Annotated in this window: 27 protein-coding genes and 1 tRNA gene; 19 read left to right on the forward strand and 9 right to left on the reverse strand. The window is 71.4% G+C overall.

Annotated elements, in window-relative coordinates:
* Positions 1–27 precede the first annotated feature (27 nt).
* Entirely contained in the window at positions 28–660 is a 633-nt protein-coding gene (locus FV227_RS28880; RefSeq protein WP_162240219.1) for a hypothetical protein, read from the forward strand.
* Positions 657–1,562, forward strand: a complete 906-nt coding sequence (locus FV227_RS07590; protein WP_056251347.1) for a BRO family protein — start codon at positions 657–659, stop codon at positions 1,560–1,562. Before FV227_RS28880 ends, FV227_RS07590 begins: the two co-directional genes overlap by 4 nt.
* A 224-nt stretch (positions 1,563–1,786) precedes the next feature.
* Here FV227_RS07590 and FV227_RS07595 read toward each other — a convergent pair whose 3' ends face one another.
* The 6 genes from FV227_RS07595 to FV227_RS07630 all read right to left on the reverse strand — a co-directional run bounded on the left by FV227_RS07595 (position 1,787) and on the right by FV227_RS07630 (position 6,302).
* Complete coding sequence (locus FV227_RS07595; protein WP_056251344.1) at positions 1,787–2,107, reverse strand: hypothetical protein; 321 nt, start codon at positions 2,105–2,107, stop codon at positions 1,787–1,789.
* A gap of 1 nt (position 2,108) precedes the next feature.
* Positions 2,109–2,975 carry a metallophosphoesterase gene (locus FV227_RS07600; protein ID WP_147858679.1) on the reverse strand — a complete coding sequence of 289 codons (867 nt, stop codon included), beginning with the start codon at positions 2,973–2,975 and terminating at the stop codon, positions 2,109–2,111.
* Positions 2,976–3,220: 245 nt separating this feature from the next.
* Positions 3,221–3,820: a hypothetical protein gene (locus FV227_RS07610; RefSeq protein WP_056251334.1), complete on the reverse strand. Its 600-nt coding sequence runs from the start codon at positions 3,818–3,820 to the stop codon at positions 3,221–3,223.
* 51 nt (positions 3,821–3,871) lie between these two features.
* On the reverse strand, positions 3,872–4,117 hold the full coding sequence (locus FV227_RS07615) for a hypothetical protein (protein ID WP_056251331.1): 246 nt from the start codon (positions 4,115–4,117) through the stop codon (positions 3,872–3,874).
* A 26-nt stretch (positions 4,118–4,143) separates the two neighbouring features.
* Positions 4,144–5,823 carry an AAA family ATPase gene (locus FV227_RS07620; RefSeq protein WP_056251328.1) on the reverse strand — a complete coding sequence of 560 codons (1,680 nt, stop codon included), beginning with the start codon at positions 5,821–5,823 and terminating at the stop codon, positions 4,144–4,146.
* Between the two features lie 185 nt (positions 5,824–6,008).
* Positions 6,009–6,302 (reverse strand): helix-turn-helix transcriptional regulator, encoded by a 294-nt coding sequence (locus FV227_RS07630; RefSeq protein ID WP_056251325.1) that lies wholly within the window; start codon positions 6,300–6,302, stop codon positions 6,009–6,011.
* 137 nt (positions 6,303–6,439) lie between these two features.
* Between FV227_RS07630 and FV227_RS07635 the strand changes: the two genes are divergently transcribed.
* The 8 genes from FV227_RS07635 (at position 6,440) to FV227_RS07665 (ending at position 9,816) form a co-directional block, all read left to right on the forward strand.
* Entirely contained in the window at positions 6,440–6,661 is a 222-nt protein-coding gene (locus tag FV227_RS07635) for a hypothetical protein (protein WP_056251323.1), read from the forward strand.
* 298 nt (positions 6,662–6,959) lie between these two features.
* Positions 6,960–7,133 (forward strand): hypothetical protein, encoded by a 174-nt coding sequence (locus FV227_RS28885; protein WP_156462900.1) that lies wholly within the window; start codon positions 6,960–6,962, stop codon positions 7,131–7,133.
* A gap of 182 nt (positions 7,134–7,315) precedes the next feature.
* A complete protein-coding gene (locus FV227_RS07640; protein WP_056251317.1) occupies positions 7,316–7,546 on the forward strand; it encodes a hypothetical protein in 231 nt (76 codons plus the stop codon).
* Positions 7,543–7,977 (forward strand): hypothetical protein, encoded by a 435-nt coding sequence (locus FV227_RS07645; protein ID WP_056251313.1) that lies wholly within the window; start codon positions 7,543–7,545, stop codon positions 7,975–7,977. Before FV227_RS07640 ends, FV227_RS07645 begins: the two co-directional genes overlap by 4 nt.
* The gene (locus FV227_RS07650; protein ID WP_056251407.1) at positions 7,974–8,168 is read left to right on the forward strand and encodes a hypothetical protein; all 195 of its coding nucleotides are present in this window, start codon (positions 7,974–7,976) and stop codon (positions 8,166–8,168) included. The genes FV227_RS07645 and FV227_RS07650 overlap by 4 nt, the downstream gene beginning before the upstream one ends.
* 62 nt (positions 8,169–8,230) lie before the next feature.
* The gene (locus FV227_RS07655; RefSeq protein WP_056251309.1) at positions 8,231–9,022 is read left to right on the forward strand and encodes a hypothetical protein; all 792 of its coding nucleotides are present in this window, start codon (positions 8,231–8,233) and stop codon (positions 9,020–9,022) included.
* Positions 9,023–9,119: 97 nt separating this feature from the next.
* A complete protein-coding gene (locus tag FV227_RS07660) occupies positions 9,120–9,320 on the forward strand; it encodes a hypothetical protein (RefSeq protein ID WP_346016943.1) in 201 nt (66 codons plus the stop codon).
* Between the two features lie 34 nt (positions 9,321–9,354).
* On the forward strand, positions 9,355–9,816 hold the full coding sequence (locus FV227_RS07665) for a hypothetical protein (RefSeq protein ID WP_056251302.1): 462 nt from the start codon (positions 9,355–9,357) through the stop codon (positions 9,814–9,816).
* Between the two features lie 333 nt (positions 9,817–10,149).
* On the opposite strand, the gene FV227_RS07670 is transcribed toward FV227_RS07665, so the two are convergent.
* From FV227_RS07670 to FV227_RS07680, 3 genes are all read right to left on the reverse strand, one after another.
* Positions 10,150–10,224: transfer RNA gene (locus tag FV227_RS07670), tRNA-Gly, on the reverse strand.
* Between the two features lie 118 nt (positions 10,225–10,342).
* On the reverse strand, positions 10,343–10,819 hold the full coding sequence (locus tag FV227_RS07675) for an NUDIX domain-containing protein (RefSeq protein WP_147858682.1): 477 nt from the start codon (positions 10,817–10,819) through the stop codon (positions 10,343–10,345).
* 20 nt (positions 10,820–10,839) lie between these two features.
* Positions 10,840–11,535 carry a fumarylacetoacetate hydrolase family protein gene (locus tag FV227_RS07680; protein ID WP_147858683.1) on the reverse strand — a complete coding sequence of 232 codons (696 nt, stop codon included), beginning with the start codon at positions 11,533–11,535 and terminating at the stop codon, positions 10,840–10,842.
* A gap of 156 nt (positions 11,536–11,691) precedes the next feature.
* Here FV227_RS07680 and FV227_RS07685 point away from each other — a divergent pair, with 156 nt between their 5' ends.
* The 9 genes from FV227_RS07685 (at position 11,692) to FV227_RS07730 (ending at position 20,801) form a co-directional block, all read left to right on the forward strand.
* Complete coding sequence (locus tag FV227_RS07685) at positions 11,692–13,155, forward strand: FAD-binding oxidoreductase (RefSeq protein WP_147858684.1); 1,464 nt, start codon at positions 11,692–11,694, stop codon at positions 13,153–13,155.
* 321 nt (positions 13,156–13,476) lie between these two features.
* Positions 13,477–13,770, forward strand: coding sequence for a DUF2218 domain-containing protein (locus FV227_RS07690; RefSeq protein WP_147727054.1), 294 nt, complete (start codon positions 13,477–13,479; stop codon positions 13,768–13,770).
* A 58-nt stretch (positions 13,771–13,828) separates the two neighbouring features.
* Positions 13,829–15,091, forward strand: coding sequence for an aminopeptidase (locus FV227_RS07695; protein ID WP_147727053.1), 1,263 nt, complete (start codon positions 13,829–13,831; stop codon positions 15,089–15,091).
* Positions 15,092–15,155: 64 nt separating this feature from the next.
* Positions 15,156–16,439, forward strand: coding sequence for a beta-ketoacyl-ACP synthase (locus tag FV227_RS07700; RefSeq protein WP_147727052.1), 1,284 nt, complete (start codon positions 15,156–15,158; stop codon positions 16,437–16,439).
* On the forward strand, positions 16,436–17,203 hold the full coding sequence (locus FV227_RS07705; protein WP_147727051.1) for an SDR family oxidoreductase: 768 nt from the start codon (positions 16,436–16,438) through the stop codon (positions 17,201–17,203). Before FV227_RS07700 ends, FV227_RS07705 begins: the two co-directional genes overlap by 4 nt.
* Positions 17,204–17,205: 2 nt before the next feature.
* A complete protein-coding gene (locus tag FV227_RS07710) occupies positions 17,206–17,496 on the forward strand; it encodes an SH3 domain-containing protein (protein ID WP_147727050.1) in 291 nt (96 codons plus the stop codon).
* A gap of 395 nt (positions 17,497–17,891) precedes the next feature.
* Positions 17,892–18,914, forward strand: coding sequence for a zinc-binding dehydrogenase (locus FV227_RS07720; RefSeq protein ID WP_147727049.1), 1,023 nt, complete (start codon positions 17,892–17,894; stop codon positions 18,912–18,914).
* A gap of 113 nt (positions 18,915–19,027) precedes the next feature.
* Complete coding sequence (locus FV227_RS07725; RefSeq protein WP_147727048.1) at positions 19,028–20,029, forward strand: lipid A biosynthesis lauroyl acyltransferase; 1,002 nt, start codon at positions 19,028–19,030, stop codon at positions 20,027–20,029.
* Between the two features lie 4 nt (positions 20,030–20,033).
* Complete coding sequence (locus FV227_RS07730) at positions 20,034–20,801, forward strand: DUF1223 domain-containing protein (protein ID WP_147727047.1); 768 nt, start codon at positions 20,034–20,036, stop codon at positions 20,799–20,801.
* Positions 20,802–20,837 lie beyond the last annotated feature (36 nt).

The raw sequence follows: 20,837 nt of genomic DNA on the forward strand, positions 1-20,837 counted from the left end.
GGCCTGGTCAGCCACAGGAGCATCCCCGTGACCGAACCGTGCACCCACCTTACCACCACGACCGCCCCGAACGGTAGCCTCGCCGCGTCCCTCGCCCAGGGAATTTCGCAGTACGCCGAGCGCTTCGAGGAGGCCTCGGTCCTTGAGATCGCGGCGGCCATGAGCGTCGAGGATCCCCACGCGGCGCGGTCGTTCCTCCTGGAGCGCACTGCCGAGCCGGCGTTCCCGATGCTGCGCAGGAGCGTCCTCGGTACGATCGAGCTCCGGATCGAGGCCGCCAAAGCCGCTGCGCGTGACCGCCTCCTCCTGGTGACCGGCGACGACGCGCCGGGCGGGAAGAACGACAAGGCGCGCGAGGCGATCTTCCGCCGGGACCCGGGCGCATTTCTGCCGGGCGCCGAGGTCAGCAAAGTCCGCCCGTTCGCCCGGGCCTTCTGGCACGTCCTGATCGACGGGAAAGACGTGCCCTGCGTCTACGTCTGCCGGGCCGCCGTCGTGAGCGACCTGCACGACATGGTCGAATGCCTGGCCGAGAACAGACAGTACGAGCGGGGCATCGTCATCGGTGCGCCCGAGACCGCGCGGGACATCGCCGGCCTACTGCCCCCGAACATCGCCTTCGTGGCCGTACCCCTCGCCACCGACGGGAGGCGCGCGTGAACGCCATCGTCCGCATCCCGGCCGCGCCGGCGATCTCGATCTTCCGCTTCGACAACCACGACATCCGCGTCGTGGAGATCGACGGGCAGCCCTGGTTCGTCGGCGCCGACGTCTGCAAGGCCGCCCGCCTCTCGAACCCGTCCGTCTCGCTCAAGGCGCTCGACGAGGACGAGAGGGCTAAGATCTTCTTAGGGCATCCCCAGGGCGAGGTCCTGGTCATCACCGAGGGCGGTCTCTACACCCTGCTGATGCGCAGCCAGCGTGCCCTCGTGAAGGGCGCGACGGCATGGCGGTTCCGTCGGTGGGCGATGAACGAGGTCCTCCCCGAGATCCGGCGGACCGGTTCCTACGCCGTGGCACCCGCCCCGACGCCGGTCGCGATCCCCGAGGACCTCGACGACAACAGGGTGCTAAGGAGGATGCTCCTGGCCCCGATGGATCGGGAGGACGCCCTCGTCGAGCGCCTCGTCATCACAGACCAGGAGCTCATCGACACCTCTCGCCAGCTCACCGCCTCGCAGCGGCAGGTACAGCGGGCCCTGCCGGCGGTGGAGTGCGTCGAGCGGTTCGCCGAGAGCGAGGAGCTCTACAGCCTCCAGGCCGGTGGCAAGGCCCTCGGGCAAAAGCCGAACAAGTTCATCGCTTGGCTGAAGGAGCGCGGCGACCTGTTGGATCTGAACAGGTCGAACCTCCCCCGGCAGGACCTCATCGACCGTGCCCTGTTCCGCGTCCGGATCGAGGAGTACGGCGGCAAGCCCCGTGCGACGCCGAAGATGACGTCGAGGGCATCCTCCACTACGGACGCGAGCTCTGCGTCTCCGTCGACTGGCGGGCCGCACGGGAGCCCGACCTGTTCGACTGACACCCCTCAGACTCTGAGTGGTGACGAGGGGCCCGGGTGACCGGGCCCCTTTTTCGTGCCTGAAATCTGGTGCAGCGAAATGGGAGCGAAGGCCGGTTCGGTATCATTGGCAACCCGGCCCGGGCACGCCTGCGCACGGTCTCGGCACGCTCTCAGCATATTTTCGCGCGTTTCAGTCCGCGCGATCGGCGTTACACCGCGAGCGAAATCCGGCCTCGCTCGTGGAGCGCGCTGCAGCACCCCCCGATCCAGGCGCTCGGTGGCCTACGGGCACGGCCCCCCGGACGGCCGCCGCCGGTACCGGACGCCGTAGTGCAGCAGCACGCCGCTGGGCAGGAGGCTGAGCTCCGCCTCGTAGGGGACCGGCCGGCCCCCGTTGCCGTAGCACCGGGAGGCCGTCACCCGGCCGCCTGAGATCCTCGCCCCGTGGCACTCCATCAGATCGATGCCGACCTCGCCGGGGGCGGGCCCGACGACGATGGCGGGGACGTCGGCCCCCTTGGGGCAATAGAGGCCCGGGGCGGGCTGGTAGGGGTCCGCCCCGGCCGGGCCAGCGAGCAGGGCGAGGATGGCGAGCGCACGCATGTCAGATCTCCAGGACTAGGGACGGGTCGAAGGCGGGGTTCTCGCCCCGGCGGCCGCGCGGGTTCGCGAGGATGCGGGTCCCACCGATCCGGTAGTCGGCGGACCGGTGGATGTGCCCGTGGATCCAGAGATCCGGGGCGTGCTCCCCTTCGAGGACGCGGCTGCAGTCCGAGGCGTACGCGGCATCGATCGCCTGCAGCGGCCCCTGCCGCCCGAGCGACGCGGGGTGCGGGGCGTGATGCGTGACGACGACCGTTGGGCCGTCCCACGGCTCCGCAAGCGCGCGCTCGATCCGACCGAGCTGCGTCACGTGTTCCGCGGCGGCCGCGCTCGGACGGAACGCGTTCGTCTCGCCCGATGGCAGCCGGACCTTGACCTTCCTGTGATCTCGCATGCCCGCGGACCGGTCCCCGCACGAGGCCATCGTGGGCGCCCGCCACGCCTCGCCGAGAAGCAGGTAGTCCGTCCAGATCGTGGCGCCGACGATCCGGAGGCCCTCGACGTTCAGGGTCTCCCCAACGGCCAGCAGGTGGATCCCGGCGGCGGCCGCGGCCTCGCGCCCGCGCTCCAGCTCACTCTGCCAACGCGACCCGTAGAAATCGTGATTCCCCGGCACGTAGACGACGGTCCGGACGAACGGCACGACGCACGCCGCGAGCCAGGGGATGGACCTCCGCGTCAGGCCGTCGGCGACGTCCCCGGCCACGACTGCGACTTCGCAGGCCGGCACGGCCGGGCCCTCCCAGGCGTCGGCGTCGTCGTGCACGTCAGAGAAAATCCAGAGCCTCGTCATCCCACCCTCCCACGCACCAAGCCGATCCATCGGCCTCGAACCACGCCCGCGCAGCCCGCGTGACGCACAGTCCATTCGTCCTGAATCCGGGACACCCGATCCGGTATCGAAGCCTCACCGCCGAGGGCGGCCGCGCCCCCTCCGCCACCGTGCCGGACGCCCACGCGTGGACGTCGCGGGCCCCCGTCCTGAGGCACCGCTGCCGGCTCGCCTCCGACGCCCGGAGGACGACGTCGGCAAGTACGATCGCCGGCACGTGGCCGACGACCCGGCCGCCGACGCGCACGGACCAGAGCCGGCGCGTCAGGTTGCGGTAGACGTCACTTCTTCCCGGCGGCATGGGCGTCGCAGCAGGCCTTCGACCAGCCTCCGTGCCGGATCCGACCAGGCGCTCCGCACGTCTCGCAGATGAAGGCCGACAGGTGCTCTACGCAGTCAACTATAGTGTTGACTTCATTGCGCATCGCCTTCCTAGTCTTGCCTTCGATTGAGTAATACCATCGCGCTTGCGCAAACTTTTCCTTCGTCTGCGTCGTGCGGAATCCCGTCGCGCCGGCCTCGGAGATCAGGCTCGCGCCCGCTTCCCATAGCCAACGCCACCCGCCACCCGAGTACGGTCCGCCGTCCTCGAACGTCCTCGGGTGGCGCGCCCGCAGGGTGGCGTCCCAGTCGTCCGGGACGACGGCGCGGCCGGTCTGCCAGCGCAGGGCGAGGGTGCGCGCCAGGACGCGGAGGACGTCCTGCGCGGGGGGCGGCGCCACTGTCCTGCCGTCGTCCTGCCGGGGGAGCACGCTGCCGCCCGTCCACGTCACGAGGGGGCCGTGAGGGCTCGGGCTGACGCCCGTGGGGGCGACGTCGGCGTGGCCCGGATGGCGGCACACGGCGTCGTCGGCGATGGTGCGAAATTCGTCGATGAGCATGGGAAGATCTCCTGGGATGCGGATTGGGCAGAGGGGGGCCGCGCGCGGATTTCACGCCCTGTCTCCGCGCGTGCCCGGCAGGGCGTCGACGAGGCGGACGACGCCCTGGACGAGGCGGTCGACGTCGCAGGGCCCGAGGCGGCCGAGGGCCTGCGCCCGCCGCGCCAGGTGAAGTACAGACAGGCCTGAGAGCTCGGCCTCCAAGCGGAGGTCGCTCGTCTCCCGGCGCGCGCGCAGGGAGAGGATCGCCTCGTCGAGGGAGGCGGCCGGGGCGGCATTCGGGCGTGCGTCGGACATAGAGGGTCTCCTTCAGTGATGAGGTGTCAGTGGCGACGGGCGAGGGTCTCGCGGCCGTCGAGAAGCGTCGTCACGGCGCGGCGGAGCGGGCGCAGGCTGCCCCCCTTCCACACGCGCGCCAGCAGATGCAGCTCGTCGCCGTCGAGGTCGGGGAGCCAGCCGGCGTCGAGGCCACGCTCGTCGCGGAGCTCGGCGACGAGGTTGGCCGCCGCGACGGGGAGGTCCTCGGCCCTGGGAAGGCCGACGTGCACGACGCGGAAGCGGTCCAGGAGGGGGCCGGGGACGCCTCCCGTCCCGTTGGCCGTCGCCAGGAACTGGGTGCCGCTCAGATCGGCGTTCGTTTCCAGATAGACCTCGTGAAAGGCGCGGCTCCCTGCCGGCTCCAGCAGGGCGATCAGGGAGTCCGTGAGGCGCCCGTTCTCCGACCTCGTACCCGCCTTCTCGATCTCGTCGATGATGATTACGGGGTTGGCGACGCGGAGCCGCTGGATCGTCTGCAACGGGACGCTTGCGCGCCCCGTGCTCCACTGGCGCGAGGTTCCTCCGAACGCGGCGTCGGCGACGCCGGCGGCGTTGTAGAGGACGCACGGGATCCCGGCCGCCTCGCAGAACGCCTGCAGGTAGCTCGTCTTCCCACTGCCCGGCGGCGACACCGCGAGAGTGTTCCGCAGCCGGGCTACACCCCCGTTGGCGAGGTCCCGCAGCAGCAGCGCGGTGAGGTCCGTGAACCACGGGAACCGCGCGTCGAGCAGCTTGCCGACGGCCACGACGTCGACGCCATGGACGAGCGGCAGGGCCTCCCCGGCGAGCGTGTTGAACTCCGCGCGCGGCGTGGACCCCCGCGACGTCCGCGATGAGCCCGTGGTCTCGGAACCGGGTAGGTGGTCCAAGGCCCCCTTGGCTAGGACGACGAGCGTCGGGGTGGCGCGCGCCGCCCGGTCCCTCCAGCCTCCGTCGCCGAGGGGCCAGTCCAGCTGCGCCAGCGCGGCGAGGCCGTCCGCCTGCGCGTCGACCCAGTCCTTGGCGGTGCCGCCGGCGCCACCGCGGGCGAGGTCCTCCTCGACGCCGATCTGCCGGTGCGCCGCCGCGATGATCGCGAGCGTCTCGGCGAATCGGGCCACGTGGTTGTCGTACGGCGCCAGGCTGCTGGCCTGGTCCTCGGAAACGTACCCCGCCTCGTCCAGCTCCTCCGTGGCGTCGCTGCAGTATCGAAGGGCGTTCCGCAGGGCGAGCCAAGCGGCGGCGTGATGCCCGTTGGAGGCCGACGCCAGCGCCAGGCGCAAGCAGATCGAGCTGCAGCACGCCGCCGCCTTGGCGGACCCCAGCGCCGCCTGTGCGAAAAGCAGGTCATCCGCCAGCAGCGCCGCGGCGTTCCGGCTCGCGTCCGAGGTGGTCTCCGCGTTGGCGTGCCCGCGCAGCGCCGCCTCCGCCTTCTGCAGGGAGGCGATGCTGACGTCCCGCCGGGTCTGCCCGAGCTGCCGGACTAGCGCGGCCGGGAGCCGGGGCTCCTCGCCGAGGAACCGGGCGAGAGCCAGGCCGGCGTCGACGCGGGCGTCGTACCGCACGTGCTCGCCGCCGAACGCCTTCGCACGCGACCCGATGGGAGCCTCGGGCTGGCGGGGCCCCGTCAGGGCGGTGGAGTCGAGGAGCGTGGCACGGGCGGCCTGGACGGCAGCGGCGCGCGCCCGAGAGGCGTCGTCGGTCATGGGGATCTCGCTGGAACGGGAGTGCACGCGGGGCGCGCCGAGCAGGGCTCAGGCGGCGGGGCGATGCATCCGTTTCGAGCGAGGGAAGGTCATGGCGAGAACTCCGGTGTGACCCCTATGTGCGCCAAGCCGGCTCAGGGTGCAAGGGATGTGCAGCCGTTGCGGACCGAGTGGGGTTCCTAAGGTTAACCAAGCCCTAGCGCCGCCTTCAGCACCGGGCTGCTATCGGCCTCCTCGTCCTGCGCGATGAGGTCGTCGAGGCTGGGCCGGCCCTGGTTGTACGTCGACAGCCGCAGGTCCAGCCCAAGCACATGGAGGCATCGCAACACGCGGTGCATCGATGGCTCCATGCTGTCACCGCGCTCGAAGCGGGACACCCACTCGACGCTTACGTCGGCCTTGGCCGCGAGGGCCCGCTGCGAGAGGCGGCGATGGCGGCGGGCGGTGGCGAGGGACTCGCCGAGTTCGAAGATGCTCATGGCCGAAGCCTACCCGATCGGCATGCAAGGAACCCCCTGCGACTCAGCCGGCTGCGCGAATTTTTGGACGCCGTCCAGTGGAAATCTTCGGGGCGTGGCAGACTGCTGTTCTGCACGGATTCGATGGGGGAAATGGGATGGCGCAGGTCAAGGAGCTGGGTGGCGAGGCGCCCAAGCGCCACGTCGCGATTGAGGACGACATCGCCGCGGTGCGGGCCGCCCTGCGCGAGGCCGAGGCCTGCACGGACCCCGACGACATCGATGGGATGACGCTCGTCCGGGCGCTCCGGGACAGCCTCGACGGCCTGCTCGCCGAGCAGCGCCGGGCGGCCGAGGCCAAGGCACGGAGGCCGGCATGACCAAGTCTGAGCGTGGCATCCGCCGACAGCTCCGGCGTTCAGGCCTGTCGGCACACGCCATCCCGCGGACGGCCAGGCGCTTGGCGGCCCAAGCCGACTGCGACACCTCGGCCGGTACGCTGGAGGCGCTGATCTCACGCCGGACATGGCGGGAGGGAGATCCTGCGGCTGCGCATGCGGCTCAGCAGGGAGCGACCATGGGCGCGGCCTTCGCTCTCGGGATGCTCGACGCTGGTCGCTGGATGAGCACCGGGCTGCGCCGCCTTCAGGCTCATGTGAACGGACGGGATGCCTGACCATGCGCATCTACACCGAGACGCCCTTCCGCATGACGCCACCCCGGATGGCCGTGGTCATGCCGGGAGAGATGTCGTCCCTATGGGTTGCCTCCATCAACGGGCCGATCGCGAGGGAAGCCCTCGAAGCGATCGGCCTCCCCTCGGACAGCGAAGAGATCCGGATCGGGACCTAAGGCGACGTCGTCACCGTCAACGGCTCGAGGGTGACGCAGGGCGACGCCGTGATCGTCTACTGCGCCTGGCACTGCACCCCGAACGATTTCCGCGAGGACCCCTCCGAGGAATTCGTCCGCCAGGTTCGCCACGCCATCGCCGTCCGCCTCGGCATTGAGAGGCAGCTGCAGGGGCTACGGGCATGAGCGAGAGCATCCACATCGCCGGTCGCCGGATCCCCTTGAGGCGCATGGGCGTGCGCGAGGTGGTCGAGCGCATGGCACGATCCACCGAGCTCGCGGCCGAGTTCGATGTGACCTGCCGGGAGATGAGCCCGTTCGTCGCGTCGCTGGCCTTCCGCCGGCCCGACGACGCCGGCCCCAACCGCAAGACGCGCCGGGCCTCCGAGGCCAAGGCACGGAGGCGGGCATGACGAAGGCGACACTTACCCCCAACGGCGACGGTACATTCGCCTTGTCCACGGACAGGATGCACCTCAACCGCGTGGCTCTCCAGTCGCTGCGCGGGGTGGTGACCTGCCGAACCCTGCAGGCGACGGTCACCGGTAACGAGGGTTCGAAGGATGGGTCCTGGTCCGTCGCGCTCGCCGACTTGAAGCTCTCTGCCGACCCCGTCTTCAAGGTCGAGCCGACCTGCCCGCTCGCGGAGTACCTGAGGAAGCGCGTGCAGGCCGCCATCGACGCGGGCTCGTACACCCCGCCGGAGGGCCTCAACGCCGGGGACATCGTGGCCGGAATGACGTTCAGTCCGGTCGGATCGAAGACCTTCATCGGCGAGGGTGACGTCGAGCGGGTCGAGCGGGTCGAGCGGGTCGAGTTCGGCTACGTGCGAGACCTGTGGTGAGGCAGTCCACGATCGACGAGCTCGCCCGCGGCGCCACGAGGACCGTCGAGCGCATCATCGCCGCGGATCCCGGGGACGGCCCGGCCGCGCGGGAGTCCCGGATCCGGGACGCGCTCGCCCTGTGGATCGGGCACGCCGTGGAGCGCGAGGCCCGCAACGACCGGCGCCGCGTGGGACGCAGGCAGGCCTAAGGACGGGAGCCCTGGACGGGGCGTCGCCAGCCCGCGAGAGTGCCTCAACCTCGGGGGGGCACATGGCGAGACAGGACAAACGCGCGCGGCTGAAATCGATCGTCACGGACGGGACGATGGCGATCCCGGAGGTCGAGGGAGAGTGGCACCACGACCCCTATCGGACCCTCTGGGTCGAGGTCTCGAACCTCAAGATGGGTCAGGCCGTCTCCACGGACTACGGGACCATCAGCCGGACACCCCAGCTGTCCGGGATGGCCGCGATCCGGAGGGACACCGTCCGGCTCGCGGGATGGGGCGACACGTGCCGGGTCCTGCCCGTGACGATCCGGCCCGCCATCCCCCAGGAGGACGGCAACGGCTACACCCCGTTCACCGGCGTGCTCGGCTTCATCGCCGGTGACCGGGAGTTCAAGAGCGAGGACGCCTGGTTCCTGGAGTGCTGGATCCCCGAGATGGACATGGCCGCGATGCTCGCGGCCTACCGCGCTGGCGAGATGCCGTCGTTCCACCTCGGCGTGAAGCTCGATCTCTGGATCACGAAGGGCGACGAGCACACGCCGCCCGGCTACGGCGTCACTTGGTATCTGGCTCCCCATGCGGACAACGCGAGCGAGAGCCCAGAGGTGGCCCGCGGCACCGTCCGCCATCTCAGCTGGAGCGACGCGCCGCAGCCGAAGGTCGACGAGGATGATGGGGTGCCGGAACAGGGGCCGCCGCCTCAGGCTCCCGCGGATCCCGTCCCCAACCTGGATGCCGCCAATCTGACCGCAGCGATCGACCGCCTGCGTTCCACCGTTCTGCAGGTCGGCCTCGGCATCGCGGTCGCCCTGGTGGTCAGCTGGTTCGTCTGACCGAGGGCCGAAACGTCGCGTCCAGGGATCGACTCCCGCACCAATTTGTTCTCCATTCGTTCTCATGTGCGAATCAATGGAGGTGCTCGTGGACGAAATGGAGCGGGCGTACATGGAGGCCGCCGACGGCGACGCGAGGGACGCCCTGAGGAGGGCGCTCGGCGATGCCCTGACGGAGATGGCCGAGATCTCGGGGCAGGTCAGCCGCGGCTTCGTGCGGGCGCAGCGGCCGGCGGACCTGGCAAGGAAGCTCGGTCCGGAGCGCCGGGCCCGCGAGGCCGGCCGCTCCGCCGGCTGACGGGCGGTTAACGGCTCGCCCGCATCATGCGGGCATGTCCGACGTCAAACCCGAACCCGTCATCGAGACCTTCACCCGGGTCGACGCGCCCCCCGGCGAGATCGTGTTCACGCCCCTGCCGGTCGGCGAGCTCGCCGGGCACGCGCTGTTCCTGGCGTCCCAGCTGTCGAACGTGAACCGGAAGCGCGTGGCCAAGGAGGCCTGCGCGGCCTGGATCGCAACGTCGGATTGGTTCAGGCAGCAGACGCCGGACGCCCTCGTGGTGTGGTTCAAGCCCGGCCCCCCCGGGTACGACGGCGTGTACCTGACGCCCGAGAAGGGGGCCAAGAAGCTCAAGCCCGCCCCGGCCGTCATCCTGCTGCGCGACGGGGCCTACCGTCTCCTCGACAAGCGGGAGATCGCGGCCGCGGTCGGGCCGCTGCTGGAAGCCCAACCCGAGATCCTCGCGCCGCCGGATCCGGAGGACGCGAAGTATCTCGGCCGGCTCGCCCCCTGACGCAGGATTTAGCCGCCCGCGGGAATCCGGGTGGCCGGCGCTGAAATCCCTCGATCGGCTAAAAACCGTCTATGTGCGACAGCGCACACGAGGTCGGAAATTCCTGGCTTGGGACTGTCCACGGCGCGTGAGAGCGTCGGCCTGCAACCGAATGGCCGGTCCCGTTTCAATCGGGGCCTGCGATCGCCTTCCACCCTGCCGGGGGTCTCCCGGGCGGGGTTTTCGCACGTTTCGGGACCAATAACGGGACCAGGGGGCCAGGAACGCAAAAGGCCACCCGAAGGTGGCCTCTGCTAACGCGCTGTAATCGCGTTCTGATCTGTCCGAGTGAATTGGAGCGGGCGAAGGGATTCGAACCCTCGACCCCAACCTTGGCAAGGTTGTGCTCTACCCCTGAGCTACACCCGCTCACAATGCTGGCCCGCTGGAAACTCTCGTGCCCGGCGGCCCCGGCGGCGCTCTCTAAACACCATTCCAACCGGCGTTGCAAGCGCCGGCTGCGAGGATTTTTCGCGTCCGTCCGATCTCACCAGAGATCGGCGGGCGGACGGCCGTCGCGGATCTCGCGCAGGCGTTCCACCGTCGCGCGGGTGGTCGCGTCCGGCAGGGCGTCGAGGGCGAAGAAGGCGCAGGCCGCGATCTCGCGGTCGGGCCGCTTCTCCCCGAGCACCGTGAAGGCCGGGGCGACGTAGAGGGCGACGTGGTCGCGCGGCGAGGCCGCGCGGTTGCGGTAGAAGCCGTGCAGGCGCAGCCCGACCGCGGGATCGACGGCGATCTCGGCTTCCTCGCGGAACTCGCGCGCCATCGCCTCCGGCGCGGTCTCGCCGCGCTCGACGCCGCCGCCCGGCAGCTGCCAGCCGCTGACGTAGGTGTGGCGCACGAGGCAGACCCGGCCCTGCGCGTCGAAGGCCGCGCCGCGGACGCCGAGCGTCATGCCGCGCGCCGCCAGCGCGCCGAGGTGGAACAGGCGGCGCGCCAGCGGCCGGTCGAGGAGCTTCGTCATCGGGGGAGCCGCGCAGCCGCTCAGGCCACGTCCAGGACGATCTCGCCCAGCCCCGCGATCGCCCCCACCATGCGCTCGCCCCGCCGCACCGGGCCGACGCCGGCCGGCGTGCCGGTGAAGATCAGGTCGCCCGGCTCAAGCGCGAAATAGGCCGAGAGGTAGGCGATCTGCTCGGCGACCGACCAGATCATGTCGCCGAGGTCGCCGCGCTGGCGCTCGGCGCCGCCGACCGAGAGGGTGATCGGTCCGGCCGCCGGATGGCCGATCTCGGCGACCGGGTGGATCGGGCCGATCGGGCCGGAGAGGTCGGCCGCCTTGCCGAGGTCCCATGGCCGGGCCAGGGCCTTGGCCTCGTCCTGCAGGTCGCGCCGGGTCATGTCGAGGCCGATGGCGTAGCCGTAGACGTGATCGCGCGCGGCCTCGACCGGGATGTCGCGGCCGCCGCTGGCGAGCGCCGCCACCAGCTCGATCTCGAAATGGTAGTTCTCGGTGCGCGGCGGATAGGGGTGCCGCTTCGGCTCGGGCCCGCAGGGCTGCAGCGCGTCGGCCGGCTTCATGAAGAAGAACGGCGGCTCGCGGTCGGGGTCCTTCCCCATCTCGCGGGCATGCGCCGCGTAGTTGCGGCCGACGCAGTAGACCCGGCGCACCGGGAACAGGTCCGTGCTGCCGGCGACCGGCAGGGCGACGCGGGGCGGGTTCGGGATGACGGACAGCATGGCGTGCCTCGTGAGACAGGGGCGGGTCGTCGTTCGGGCATCGGGTGGACCGGGTGCCCGCTGCGGCTAGTCTTAGGCCACCGACCGGTCCATGCCAGCCCGCAGCGTTTGCATCGCGGCCGCGTCCGCGAGAGAATCCCTGCCGAAGAACCGATCATGACCGAACCCACCCTCGCCCCGGCCCCGTCCTCCGACACCCTCCTCGAAGCCCTGCGCGCGCGCCTCGGGGCCGCCCATGTTCTGACCGACCCGTCCGACCTCGCCCCGTATCTCGTTGAGTCCCGAAAACTCTACCGCGGCTCGGCGCTCGCCGCCGTTCGGCCGGGCTCGACCGAGGAGGTCGCCTTCGTGGTCGAGGCCTGCGCGGCGGCGGGCGTCGCGGTGGTGGCGCAGGGCGGCAACACCGGGCTCGTCGGCGGCGGCGTTCCGCATGGCGGCGTGGTGCTGTCGCTCGCGCGGATGAACCGCGTTCTCGCGCTCGATCCGGTGAACGCCAGCATCGTGGTCGAGGCCGGCGCGATCCTCGCCGAGGTGCAGGACGCGGCCGACGCCGCCGGGCTGCTGTTCCCGCTCTCCTACGCCTCGCGCGGATCGGCGCGGATCGGCGGCGCGCTGGCGTGCAATTCCGGCGGGATCGCGGTGCTGGCCTACGGCAACGCCCGCGACCTCGTCCTCGGGCTCGAGGTGGTGCTCGCCGACGGCCGGGTGTGGAACGGCCTCAAGGCTCTGCGCAAGAACAACGCCGGATACGACCTCAAGCACCTGTTCGTCGGCTCGGAAGGCACCCTCGGCATCATCACCAAGGCGGTGCTGAAGCTCTTCCCGAAGCCCGCCTCGCGCACGGTCGGGTTTGTCGGGCTGCCCTCGGCCCGCGTGGCGCTCGACCTGTTCGCGCGCCTGCGCAGGCGCGCCGACCGGGACCTCACCGCCTTCGAGTTCATCCCGCCGGTCGGGCTCGACATGGTGCTGCGGCACATGCCCGGCACGGTCCGCCCGCTCGCGGGCGAGCACGGCGCCTACGCCCTGATCGAGCTCGCCTCCGCCCGGCCCGACGCCGACACCCGGGCCGAGCTCGAGGCGGCGCTCTCCGAGGCGATCGAGGACGGGCTCGTGGAGGATGCAACGCTCGGGGCGAGCGAGGCGCAGAACCTCGCGCTCTGGGCCTTGCGTGAGCATCTCTCGGATGCGCAGGGCTACGAGGGCGGCTCGATCAAGCACGACGTGTCGGTGCCCCTGTCGCGGCTCGCCGACTTCGTCGAGCAGGCGAGCGCGGCCTGCGAGGCGGCGATGCCGGGCCTGCGGGTCTGCGCCTTCGGCCATGTCGGCGACGGCAACATGCACTTCAACCTGAGCCAGCCGGTCGGCATGGACAAGGCCGCGTTCCTCGGCACCTGGGCGGACTTCAACCGCATCGTCCACGACATCGTGACCGCGATGGACGGCTCGATCGCCGCCGAGCACGGCGTCGGCCTGATCAAGCGCGACGAGCTGCAGCACTACGCCGACCCGGTCGCCCTCGACTTGATGCGCGCGATCAAGGCCGGGCTCGACCCGCAGGACCGGCTCAACCCGGGCAAGGTCGTCGCTCTCTCCGACGATCCGCAGCCCGCCCTGCCCTGAGCCGACCGCCGCGGAGTGCCGAGCCGGCTGGATTTCGATTGTGCGACGCACCATGTCTTGCCATGATGCGATGACGCATCGCGCCATAAATCGGCTCTCCGGCCGGTCCAAGGTTCGAATCGCGACCGGTCGGGAGAAGACCGGGAGCGTGCGGGTTTCCCTGCGTTAGTGGGGCGTTAACGGCTGAGGTTGCGTTTTATCGTCAACCCCGGTCGCGGCGCCCGGCGCCAGGGTCCGGCACTTGCTTGGGTCCCCGCCTGCCTTCGCAGTCGCGAAGGCGACGGCCGGCTCGCGACGAGACGTTTCAAGGAGACCATCGAGATGCCCACCTCTCAGGCCCGCGTGCAGACCGCCGAGGCGAGCCGCTACCTGCAGCAGCTCTGCCGCCACTGGAGCCACAAGTTCCCGGTTTCGGCGACCCCCGAGCACGGCACCGTGCCGTTCAGCGAGGACCGCGTCTGCACCTTCGACGCCGAGCCCGACGCCCTGCTGATGCGGATCGCCACGTCCGATCCCGCCGGGCTGACCCGCCTGGAGAACGTCGTCTCCGACCACCTGATGCGCTTCGCCTTCCGCGAGAGCCTCGGCGAGATCACCTGGTCCCGCGCCGCTTGACTCGATGGACCCCGCACCGATCTTGCACCACAGGATCGGACGTTTCGAAGGGGTCGCGATGAACGCGCATGCTGAGCCGCCGGTCGCGAGGTCGGCGCACGAGGAGCGGCTCGACCGGCTCGCGAAGGTTGCGGTCCGGGTCGGGCTCAACCTCCAGGCCGGGCAGGAGCTTGTCCTGACCGCGCCCCTCGACGCGCTGCCGCTGGCGCGTGCCATCACCGCCGAGGCCTACCGCGCCGGGGCGTCGCTGGTGACAACCCTGCTCGGCGACGACGCCGCGACGCTCGCGCGCTTCGCCCACGCCTCGGACGCGGCCTTCGATACCGCCGCCGGGTGGCTCTATGCGGGCATGGCGGAGGCCTACCGCAACGGCGCCGCCCGCCTCGCGATCAGCGGCGACGACCCGTCGCTGCTGTCGGCCCAGGATCCGGAGAAGGTCGCCCGCGCCAACCGGTCGCGCTCCAAAGCCTACGTGCCGGCGCTCGAGTTGATCGCCAACTTCGCCACGAACTGGACCATCGTCTCGGCCGCGACCCCGGCCTGGGCCCGCACGGTGTTCCCCGACCTCCCCGAGGCGGAGGCGGTCGCCAAGCTCTGGGATGCGGTGTTCGCCGCCTCCCGCGTCGACGGCCCCGATCCGGTCGCCGCCTGGGCCGCGCACAACGCCCACCTCCACGCGCGCAAGGACAGGCTGAACGGACACCGCTTCTCGGCGATCCGCTTCCGGGGGCCGGGCACCGACCTCACCGTAGGCCTCGCCGACGACCACGAATGGTGCGGCGGCGCGGCGACCTCGCGCAGCGGCATCACCTGCAACGCCAACATCCCGACCGAGGAGGTCTTCACCACGCCGCACAGGGCGCGGGTCGAGGGCCACGTCGCCAGCACCAAGCCGCTCTCGTACCAGGGTACGCTGATCGAGGGCATCCAGGTGCGGTTCTCGGAAGGCCGCATCGTCGAATCGGCCGCCACCCGGGGCGCCGACGTGCTGGCCCGCGTCCTCGACACCGACGAGGGCGCCCGTCGCCTGGGCGAGGTCGCGCTGGTGCCGGCTTCCTCGGCGATCTCGGCATCGGGGCTGCTGTTCTACAACACGCTCTACGACGAGAACGCCGCGAGCCACATCGCCCTCGGCCAAGCCTACTCGAAGTGCTTCGTGGGCGGTGGCGCGGGCTTCTCGGAGGACGACCTCGCGGCACGCGGCGCCAACCGCAGCCTGATCCACATCGACTGGATGATCGGCTCGGCCGAGGTCGACGTGGACGGCATCGCCGCCGACGGGCAGTCCGTGCCGGTGATGCGCCGGGGCGAGTGGGTCTGACGGCTGAGCCCGGTCCGTCACGCCGCGGGATGCACGGCCGAAAAAAACCGATTAAGACGGCGCCATGGCAGGACATTCCCATCGCGACGCCCGCGGTCGCCCGCTCGTCGCCGTCACCGGTCTCGGCATCGTCTCCTCCCTCGGGCACGGCCAGGACGCGACCTGGACCGCCCTGACGCAGGGGCGATCCGGCATCCACGCGATCGCGCGCTTCCTGACGGACGGGCTGCGCACGCGCATCGCCGGCACGGTCGACTTCCTCGACACCGATCCACTGGTCGCCCCCGCCCTCTCCGAGCGCTTCGCCCGCGTGGCGGCCGAGGAGGCGGTGACGCAGGCCGGCATCGGCGCGGCCGGAGACTTCCCGGGCGCCCTGTTCATCGCGGTGCCGCCGGTCGAGATGGAATGGCCGCAGCGCCAGGCCCTGGCGGAGGCCTGCGGCGGCGAAGGGCCGGTGACCTATGCCGGTCTCCAGCACGCGGCGGCCTCGCGCAAGTTCGACGCGTGGCACGACCTCTTCATCTTCGGGACGGTGGCCGACCGCATCGCCGACCGCTTCGGCACCAAGGGCTCGCCGATCTCGCTCTCCACCGCCTGCTCGTCGGGCGCCACCGCGATCCAGCTCGGCGTCGAGGCGATCCGGCGCGGCGAGATGACGGCGGCGCTCTGCATCGGCACCGACGGCTCGGTGAACCCGGAATCGCTGATCCGCTTCTCGCTGCTCTCGGCGCTGTCGACCCAGAACGACCCGCCGGAGACCGCCTCGAAGCCGTTCTCGAAGAATCGCGACGGCTTCGTCATGGGCGAGGGCGCGGCCGCGCTCGTGCTCGAGGACGCGGCCTCGGCCGTCGCGCGCGGCGCGACGATCCTCGGCTACGTGCTGGGCTGCGGCGAGAAGGGCGACGGCTTCCATCGCACCCGTTCCAGCCCCGACGGCGCGCCGATCATCGCGGCGATCCGCGCTAGCCTCGACGATGCCGGGATCGGGCCGGAGGCGGTCGACACGGTCAACGCCCACGGCACCTCGACGCCCGAGAACGACCGCATGGAGGCGATGGGCCTGATGGCGGTGTTCGGGGACGCCGCCGCGCGCATCCCGGTGACCTCGAACAAGTCGATGCTCGGCCACACGCTGACCGCCGCCGGGGCGATCGAGGCCGTGATCTCGCTGCTGACGATCCGGCACGGGCGCATCCCGCCGACGATCAACTACGCCGTGCCGGATCCGGCGATCCCGCTCGACATCGTCACCGCGGCGCGCGACCTGCCCGTGGCGCGCGTCCTGTCGAACTCGTTCGGCTTCGGCGGCCAGAACACCTGCCTCGTGCTCGGGTCCGAGCCGGCATGAGCGCGGCACCGACCGCGGCTCGCCGCATCCTCGTCACCGGCGGCGCCTCGGGCCTCGGCTCGGCGATCGTGCGGGCGATGGCGGCCGCCGGGCACGGCGTCGACTTCACCTTCCGCGCGTCGCAGGCGCCGGCCGAGGCCCTGCTCGCCGAGCTGCGCGACCGCCATCCCGACGCGGATTTCGAGGCGATCCCGCTGGATCTTGCCGACCGCGGCGCCCTCGACGCCTTCTGCGAGGCGGCGGAGGCGAAGAGCTATTACGGCTTCGTCCACAATGCCGGCCAATCCTACGACGCGCTCGCCGCGATGCTCGATCAGGAGCGCGCCGAGGCCCTGATGCAGGTGAACTTCTTCTCGCTGACGCGGATCGCCAAGAGCCTCGTGCGCGGGATGATCCGGGCGCGGGCCGGGCGCATCGTCGCGATCGGCTCGGTGGCGGCGCTGCGCGCCAACACCGGCAACGCGGCCTATGCGGCGACCAAGGGTGCGCTGATCGCCTATTGCCGCACCCTGGCGATCGAGTCGGCCAAGCGCGGCGTCACCGTCAACGTGATCGCCCCGGGCTTCGTCGACACCCCGATGATGGCCGGATACGCCGCCCACCGCGCCGGCATGGAGCGCCAGATTCCCGCCGGCCGCTTCGCCGACCCGACGGAGGTGGCGGCGCTGGCCGCCTTCCTGATGGCGGATCCCGCCGCCTACGTCACCGGCGCGGTCCTGCCCGTCGACGGCGGCCTGACGGCGATGATGGGCGTCCACCGCTGATCATGCGCGCCTCGCTCCTCGTCCGTCCGGCCCTCGCCGGCCTGCTGCTTCACGTCGGCACCGGTGCGGTGTGCGCCGATCCGGTCCCGTACCGCGTCGACGGCCTGCCGCGCGGCGAGACGCTGAGCATCCGCGCCGAGCCCGACCCGGCGGCCGAGGTGGTCGGCGAGATCCGCGCCCGCGCGCTCGTCGTCGGCTGCACCAACGACACGCCGAGCCGCACGACGTGGTGCCGGGTCAAGGTCGGCCGGGTCGTGGGCTGGGCGCGGCGGCGCTACCTCGCGCCGGAATGAGATCCCCGTCTCGGATTCGGTCGTGCAGGCCGATGTGATGGCAGCTCGGGCTCCAAGCGATGCGGGATCGGACGACCCGTCGCTGCATCTCGTCGGTCTCGATCCTCGCCTCGAGGAATGGCGTGGCGAGCAGGATGCGGCGGTCCGTGACGATCTCGGCGTTGTCGCACCGCCATGCGCTGGTGCTGCGGACGGATGAGATATGTTACGGCCACCCCGCGCCCTCATCCCGAGGTGCCGGAGCGAAGCGGAGGCCTCGAAGGAGAACTCCAGGGATCGCTCCGCCCGCTGGAGGGCTCCTTCGAGGCCCGCTGGCGCGAGCACCTCGGGATGCGGGCGTGATTGGGATCGGCCGAGGTCCGGGCGGGGCCGGCCAAGCGTTTGAAAGTCATCCGATGCAAGCCCTGCAACTCTTCGGCGACCGCGACCTGCGCCTGACCGAGGTCGAGGCGCCCCCTCCCCCCGGTCCCGGCGAGGTTCGGGTGCGCGTCCGCGCGGTCGGCCTGAACTTCATCGACGTCTGGGGCTTTCGCGGGATGGCCTTCGCCAAGCGGCGTCTGCCGCTGACGGTCGGCGCCGAGGCCGCGGGCGAGATCGCCGAGCTCGGCGAGGGCGTCGAGGGGCTCGAAGCCGGCGACAAGGTCGCGCTCTACGGCGCGATGACCTGTGGCCGATGCCGCGCCTGCACCGAGGGCCGCGACAACCTCTGCGAGGATGTCGGCGGGGTGATGGGCTTCCACATCGACGGCTTCGCCCGCGAGTTCGTCACCATGCCGGCCCGGCTCGTGGTCAAGGTGCCCGACGCGGTCAGCCTCACCGACGCGGCCTGCGCCGGCATCGCCTTCGGCACGGTGCAGCACATGCTGTTCGACAACGCCAAGCTCGAGCCCGGCGAGAGCATCCTGGTCCATGCCGGAGGCTCAGGGATCGGCACCGCGGCGATCCGCATGGCCAAGGCCATCGGCTGCACCGTCTACACGACGGTGGGCGACGACGAGAAGGGCGCCAAGGCCGCCGCGCTCGGGGCCGACCACGTCGTCAACTACCGCACCGAGCGCTTCGAGGGCGAGGTCCGCCGGCTGACCAAGCGGAAGGGCGTGGACGTGGTGTTCGAGCATGTCGGCCCCGACACCTGGAACGGCTCGCTGCTCTGCCTCAAGCGCGGCGGCCGCCTCGTGACCTGCGGCTCGACCTCGGGCGTCTCGACGACGATGAACCTGATGCAGCTGTTCCAGCAGCAATACCGCATCACCGGCTCGTTCGGCTGCCGGCTCGCCAACATTGCGGAATCGCTCGACAAGATGGCCGACGGCATCCGCCCCGTCGTCGACACCGTCTATCCTCTGGCGGACTTCGCGCAGGGGCTCGAACGGCTGGAATCGCGCAAGGTCTTCGGCAAGATCCTCGTGAGCTTCTGACGCCCTCCCCTGTCGCGATGAAATGATCTAAGCCCGCGGAGCTTCCCGCGCGGCGTCGCCCGCCGCGCCCGCGCCCCGCCTCGACGGGACGCCTCCCACCCGAGAGTGACCCGTTGCTGCGCCTCGCCCTGACCCTGAAGCGCAACCTGCCGCGGCTCGCCGGCTATGCGATGCTGCCACTGATCCGCGCGGTGTTCTGGCTGTCGCGGGTCCTCGGCCCCGAGCGCGCGGGGGATGCCGGCGGCGCGCTGCTGCGCGCGCTCGGGCCCTGGCTGCCCTCGCACCGGACGGCGCTAACGAATCTGCGCGCCGCCTTCCCCGACGCGTCCGAGGCCGAGATCCGAGGGATCGCGCGGTCCGCCTGGGACAATCTCGGCCGCACCGGCGCCGAGTACGCCCATCTCGACACGCTGTTCGACTTCGACCCCGCCGACCCCGCGACCCAGCGCATGCAGGTCGAGGGCCTGGCGCATTTTCTGGCGCTGCGCGACGACGGCCGCCCGGGCCTCGTGTTCTCGGCCCATCTCGCCAACTGGGAGCTGCCGGCGATCTGCGCGGCGAAGTTCGATCTCGAGACCACCGCGGTGTTCCGCGCGCCGAACAACCCGGCCGCGGCGCGCCTCGTGCAGGAGGTCCGGCGCAAGACCATGGGGCGGCTCGCCGCCTCCGGGCCGGGCGGCGCCTTCGCGATGCAGGGCGTGGTCGAGCGCGGCGGCCATCTCGGGCAGCTGATCGACCAGCACTTCACCCGCGGCGTCGTGGTGTCGTTCTTTGGGCGTCCGTGCCTAGCGAACCCGCTGCTCGCCAAGCTCGCCCGCCACTACGATTGCCCGGTGCACGGCGCGCGCGTGGTGCGCCTTCCGAACGGCCGGTTTCGGCTCGAGCTGACCCCGCCCCTCGACCTGCCGCGCGACGCGGACGGGCAGATCGCGGTGGCCGGCGCGATGCAGGCGATGACCGCGATCGTCGAGGGCTGGGTGCGCGAGAATCCCGGGCAGTGGTTGTGGATGCACCGGCGCTGGCGGCCGAATATGCTGCCGAAGGCGCGTGCGACCGAGGTCGCCGAGCCTCAAGCCAACGTGATTTCCCAGCCGGCGTCGCGTGCGCTCTCCTGAGGCGATGACGGCGACCCACGCTCGTCCCCACTCGTTCGTCCCGATCCGCGTCCTGCTCGCGGCGTTGGCCGCCGGCCTGCCGTGCGGTCCGGCTGCGGCCGAGCCGTTGCGCGCGGTGGTCGAGCTGTTCACCAGCCAGGGTTGCGCCGCCTGCCGCTCGGCCGATCCGGTGATCGGCGACCTCGCCCGCCAGCCCGGCATCCTCGCGCTGACGCTTCCCGTGACCTACTGGGACTATCTCGGCTGGAAGGACACCCTGGCCCAGCGCCCGTTCGGCGAGCGGCAGCATGCCTATTCCGGCGTGCACGGCGCGCGCCAGATGTTCACCCCCCAGGCCGTGATCAACGGCTCCGCCTCGACCGTCGCCTCGGACAGGGCCGCCCTGGAGAAGCTGCTGCGCGAGGCGAACGCCCGCGGCGGTCTGCCCGTGCCGGTCCGCGGCGAGGAGCGCGACGAGCGGATCGTGATCGAGATCGGGGCCGAGCCGGTACCGAAGGCGGATCTGAAGGGCGACGTCTGGCTGGTTCCGGTCCTGCGCAGCCGCCCGGTCGCGATCGGCGGCGGCGAGAACCGCGGCCGAACCGCCACCTACGTCAACGTCGTGCGCGGCCTGCAGCGCCTCGGGCCCTGGACCGGCCAGGCGGTGCGGTTCGAGGTGCCCCGAACGGTGGCCCGCGTCGCGGAGGCCGATGCCTGGGTCGTGGTGGTTCAGGGGACGGTCGGCGGTCGGCCGGCCAGGATATTCGGCGCCGCCAAAGGGCCCGGTCTCTGAAGGGGCCCGGTCGCTGCGGCACGGAGCCTCGAACCG

It is taken from the genome of Methylobacterium sp. WL119 (assembly GCF_008039875.1).
Taxonomy (GTDB): Bacteria; Pseudomonadota; Alphaproteobacteria; order Rhizobiales; family Beijerinckiaceae; genus Methylobacterium.

Excerpts from the sequence above, each read along its gene's own strand:
- FV227_RS07610 (WP_056251334.1), bottom strand. The coding sequence starts at position 3,820 with ATGCTCATCGACGAATTTCGCACCATCGCCGACGACGCCGTGTGCCGC.
- FV227_RS07680 (WP_147858683.1), bottom strand. The coding sequence starts at position 11,535 with ATGCTGTCCGTCATCCCGAACCCGCCCCGCGTCGCCCTGCCGGTCGCC.
- FV227_RS07665 (WP_056251302.1), top strand. The coding sequence starts at position 9,355 with ATGTCCGACGTCAAACCCGAACCCGTCATCGAGACCTTCACCCGGGTC.
- FV227_RS07720 (WP_147727049.1), top strand. The coding sequence starts at position 17,892 with ATGCAAGCCCTGCAACTCTTCGGCGACCGCGACCTGCGCCTGACCGAG.
- FV227_RS07710 (WP_147727050.1), top strand. The coding sequence starts at position 17,206 with ATGCGCGCCTCGCTCCTCGTCCGTCCGGCCCTCGCCGGCCTGCTGCTT.
- FV227_RS07685 (WP_147858684.1), top strand. The coding sequence starts at position 11,692 with ATGACCGAACCCACCCTCGCCCCGGCCCCGTCCTCCGACACCCTCCTC.
- FV227_RS07630 (WP_056251325.1), bottom strand. The coding sequence starts at position 6,302 with ATGAGCATCTTCGAACTCGGCGAGTCCCTCGCCACCGCCCGCCGCCAT.
- FV227_RS07690 (WP_147727054.1), top strand. The coding sequence starts at position 13,477 with ATGCCCACCTCTCAGGCCCGCGTGCAGACCGCCGAGGCGAGCCGCTAC.
- FV227_RS07730 (WP_147727047.1), top strand. The coding sequence starts at position 20,034 with ATGACGGCGACCCACGCTCGTCCCCACTCGTTCGTCCCGATCCGCGTC.
- FV227_RS07615 (WP_056251331.1), bottom strand. The coding sequence starts at position 4,117 with ATGTCCGACGCACGCCCGAATGCCGCCCCGGCCGCCTCCCTCGACGAG.
- FV227_RS07635 (WP_056251323.1), top strand. The coding sequence starts at position 6,440 with ATGGCGCAGGTCAAGGAGCTGGGTGGCGAGGCGCCCAAGCGCCACGTC.
- FV227_RS07645 (WP_056251313.1), top strand. The coding sequence starts at position 7,543 with ATGACGAAGGCGACACTTACCCCCAACGGCGACGGTACATTCGCCTTG.
- FV227_RS07675 (WP_147858682.1), bottom strand. The coding sequence starts at position 10,819 with ATGACGAAGCTCCTCGACCGGCCGCTGGCGCGCCGCCTGTTCCACCTC.
- FV227_RS07600 (WP_147858679.1), bottom strand. The coding sequence starts at position 2,975 with ATGGACTGTGCGTCACGCGGGCTGCGCGGGCGTGGTTCGAGGCCGATG.
- FV227_RS07640 (WP_056251317.1), top strand. The coding sequence starts at position 7,316 with ATGAGCGAGAGCATCCACATCGCCGGTCGCCGGATCCCCTTGAGGCGC.
- FV227_RS07620 (WP_056251328.1), bottom strand. The coding sequence starts at position 5,823 with ATGACCGACGACGCCTCTCGGGCGCGCGCCGCTGCCGTCCAGGCCGCC.
- FV227_RS07695 (WP_147727053.1), top strand. The coding sequence starts at position 13,829 with ATGAACGCGCATGCTGAGCCGCCGGTCGCGAGGTCGGCGCACGAGGAG.
- FV227_RS07595 (WP_056251344.1), bottom strand. The coding sequence starts at position 2,107 with ATGCGTGCGCTCGCCATCCTCGCCCTGCTCGCTGGCCCGGCCGGGGCG.
- FV227_RS07705 (WP_147727051.1), top strand. The coding sequence starts at position 16,436 with ATGAGCGCGGCACCGACCGCGGCTCGCCGCATCCTCGTCACCGGCGGC.
- FV227_RS28885 (WP_156462900.1), top strand. The coding sequence starts at position 6,960 with ATGCGCATCTACACCGAGACGCCCTTCCGCATGACGCCACCCCGGATG.
- FV227_RS07700 (WP_147727052.1), top strand. The coding sequence starts at position 15,156 with ATGGCAGGACATTCCCATCGCGACGCCCGCGGTCGCCCGCTCGTCGCC.
- FV227_RS07655 (WP_056251309.1), top strand. The coding sequence starts at position 8,231 with ATGGCGAGACAGGACAAACGCGCGCGGCTGAAATCGATCGTCACGGAC.
- FV227_RS07660 (WP_346016943.1), top strand. The coding sequence starts at position 9,120 with ATGGAGCGGGCGTACATGGAGGCCGCCGACGGCGACGCGAGGGACGCC.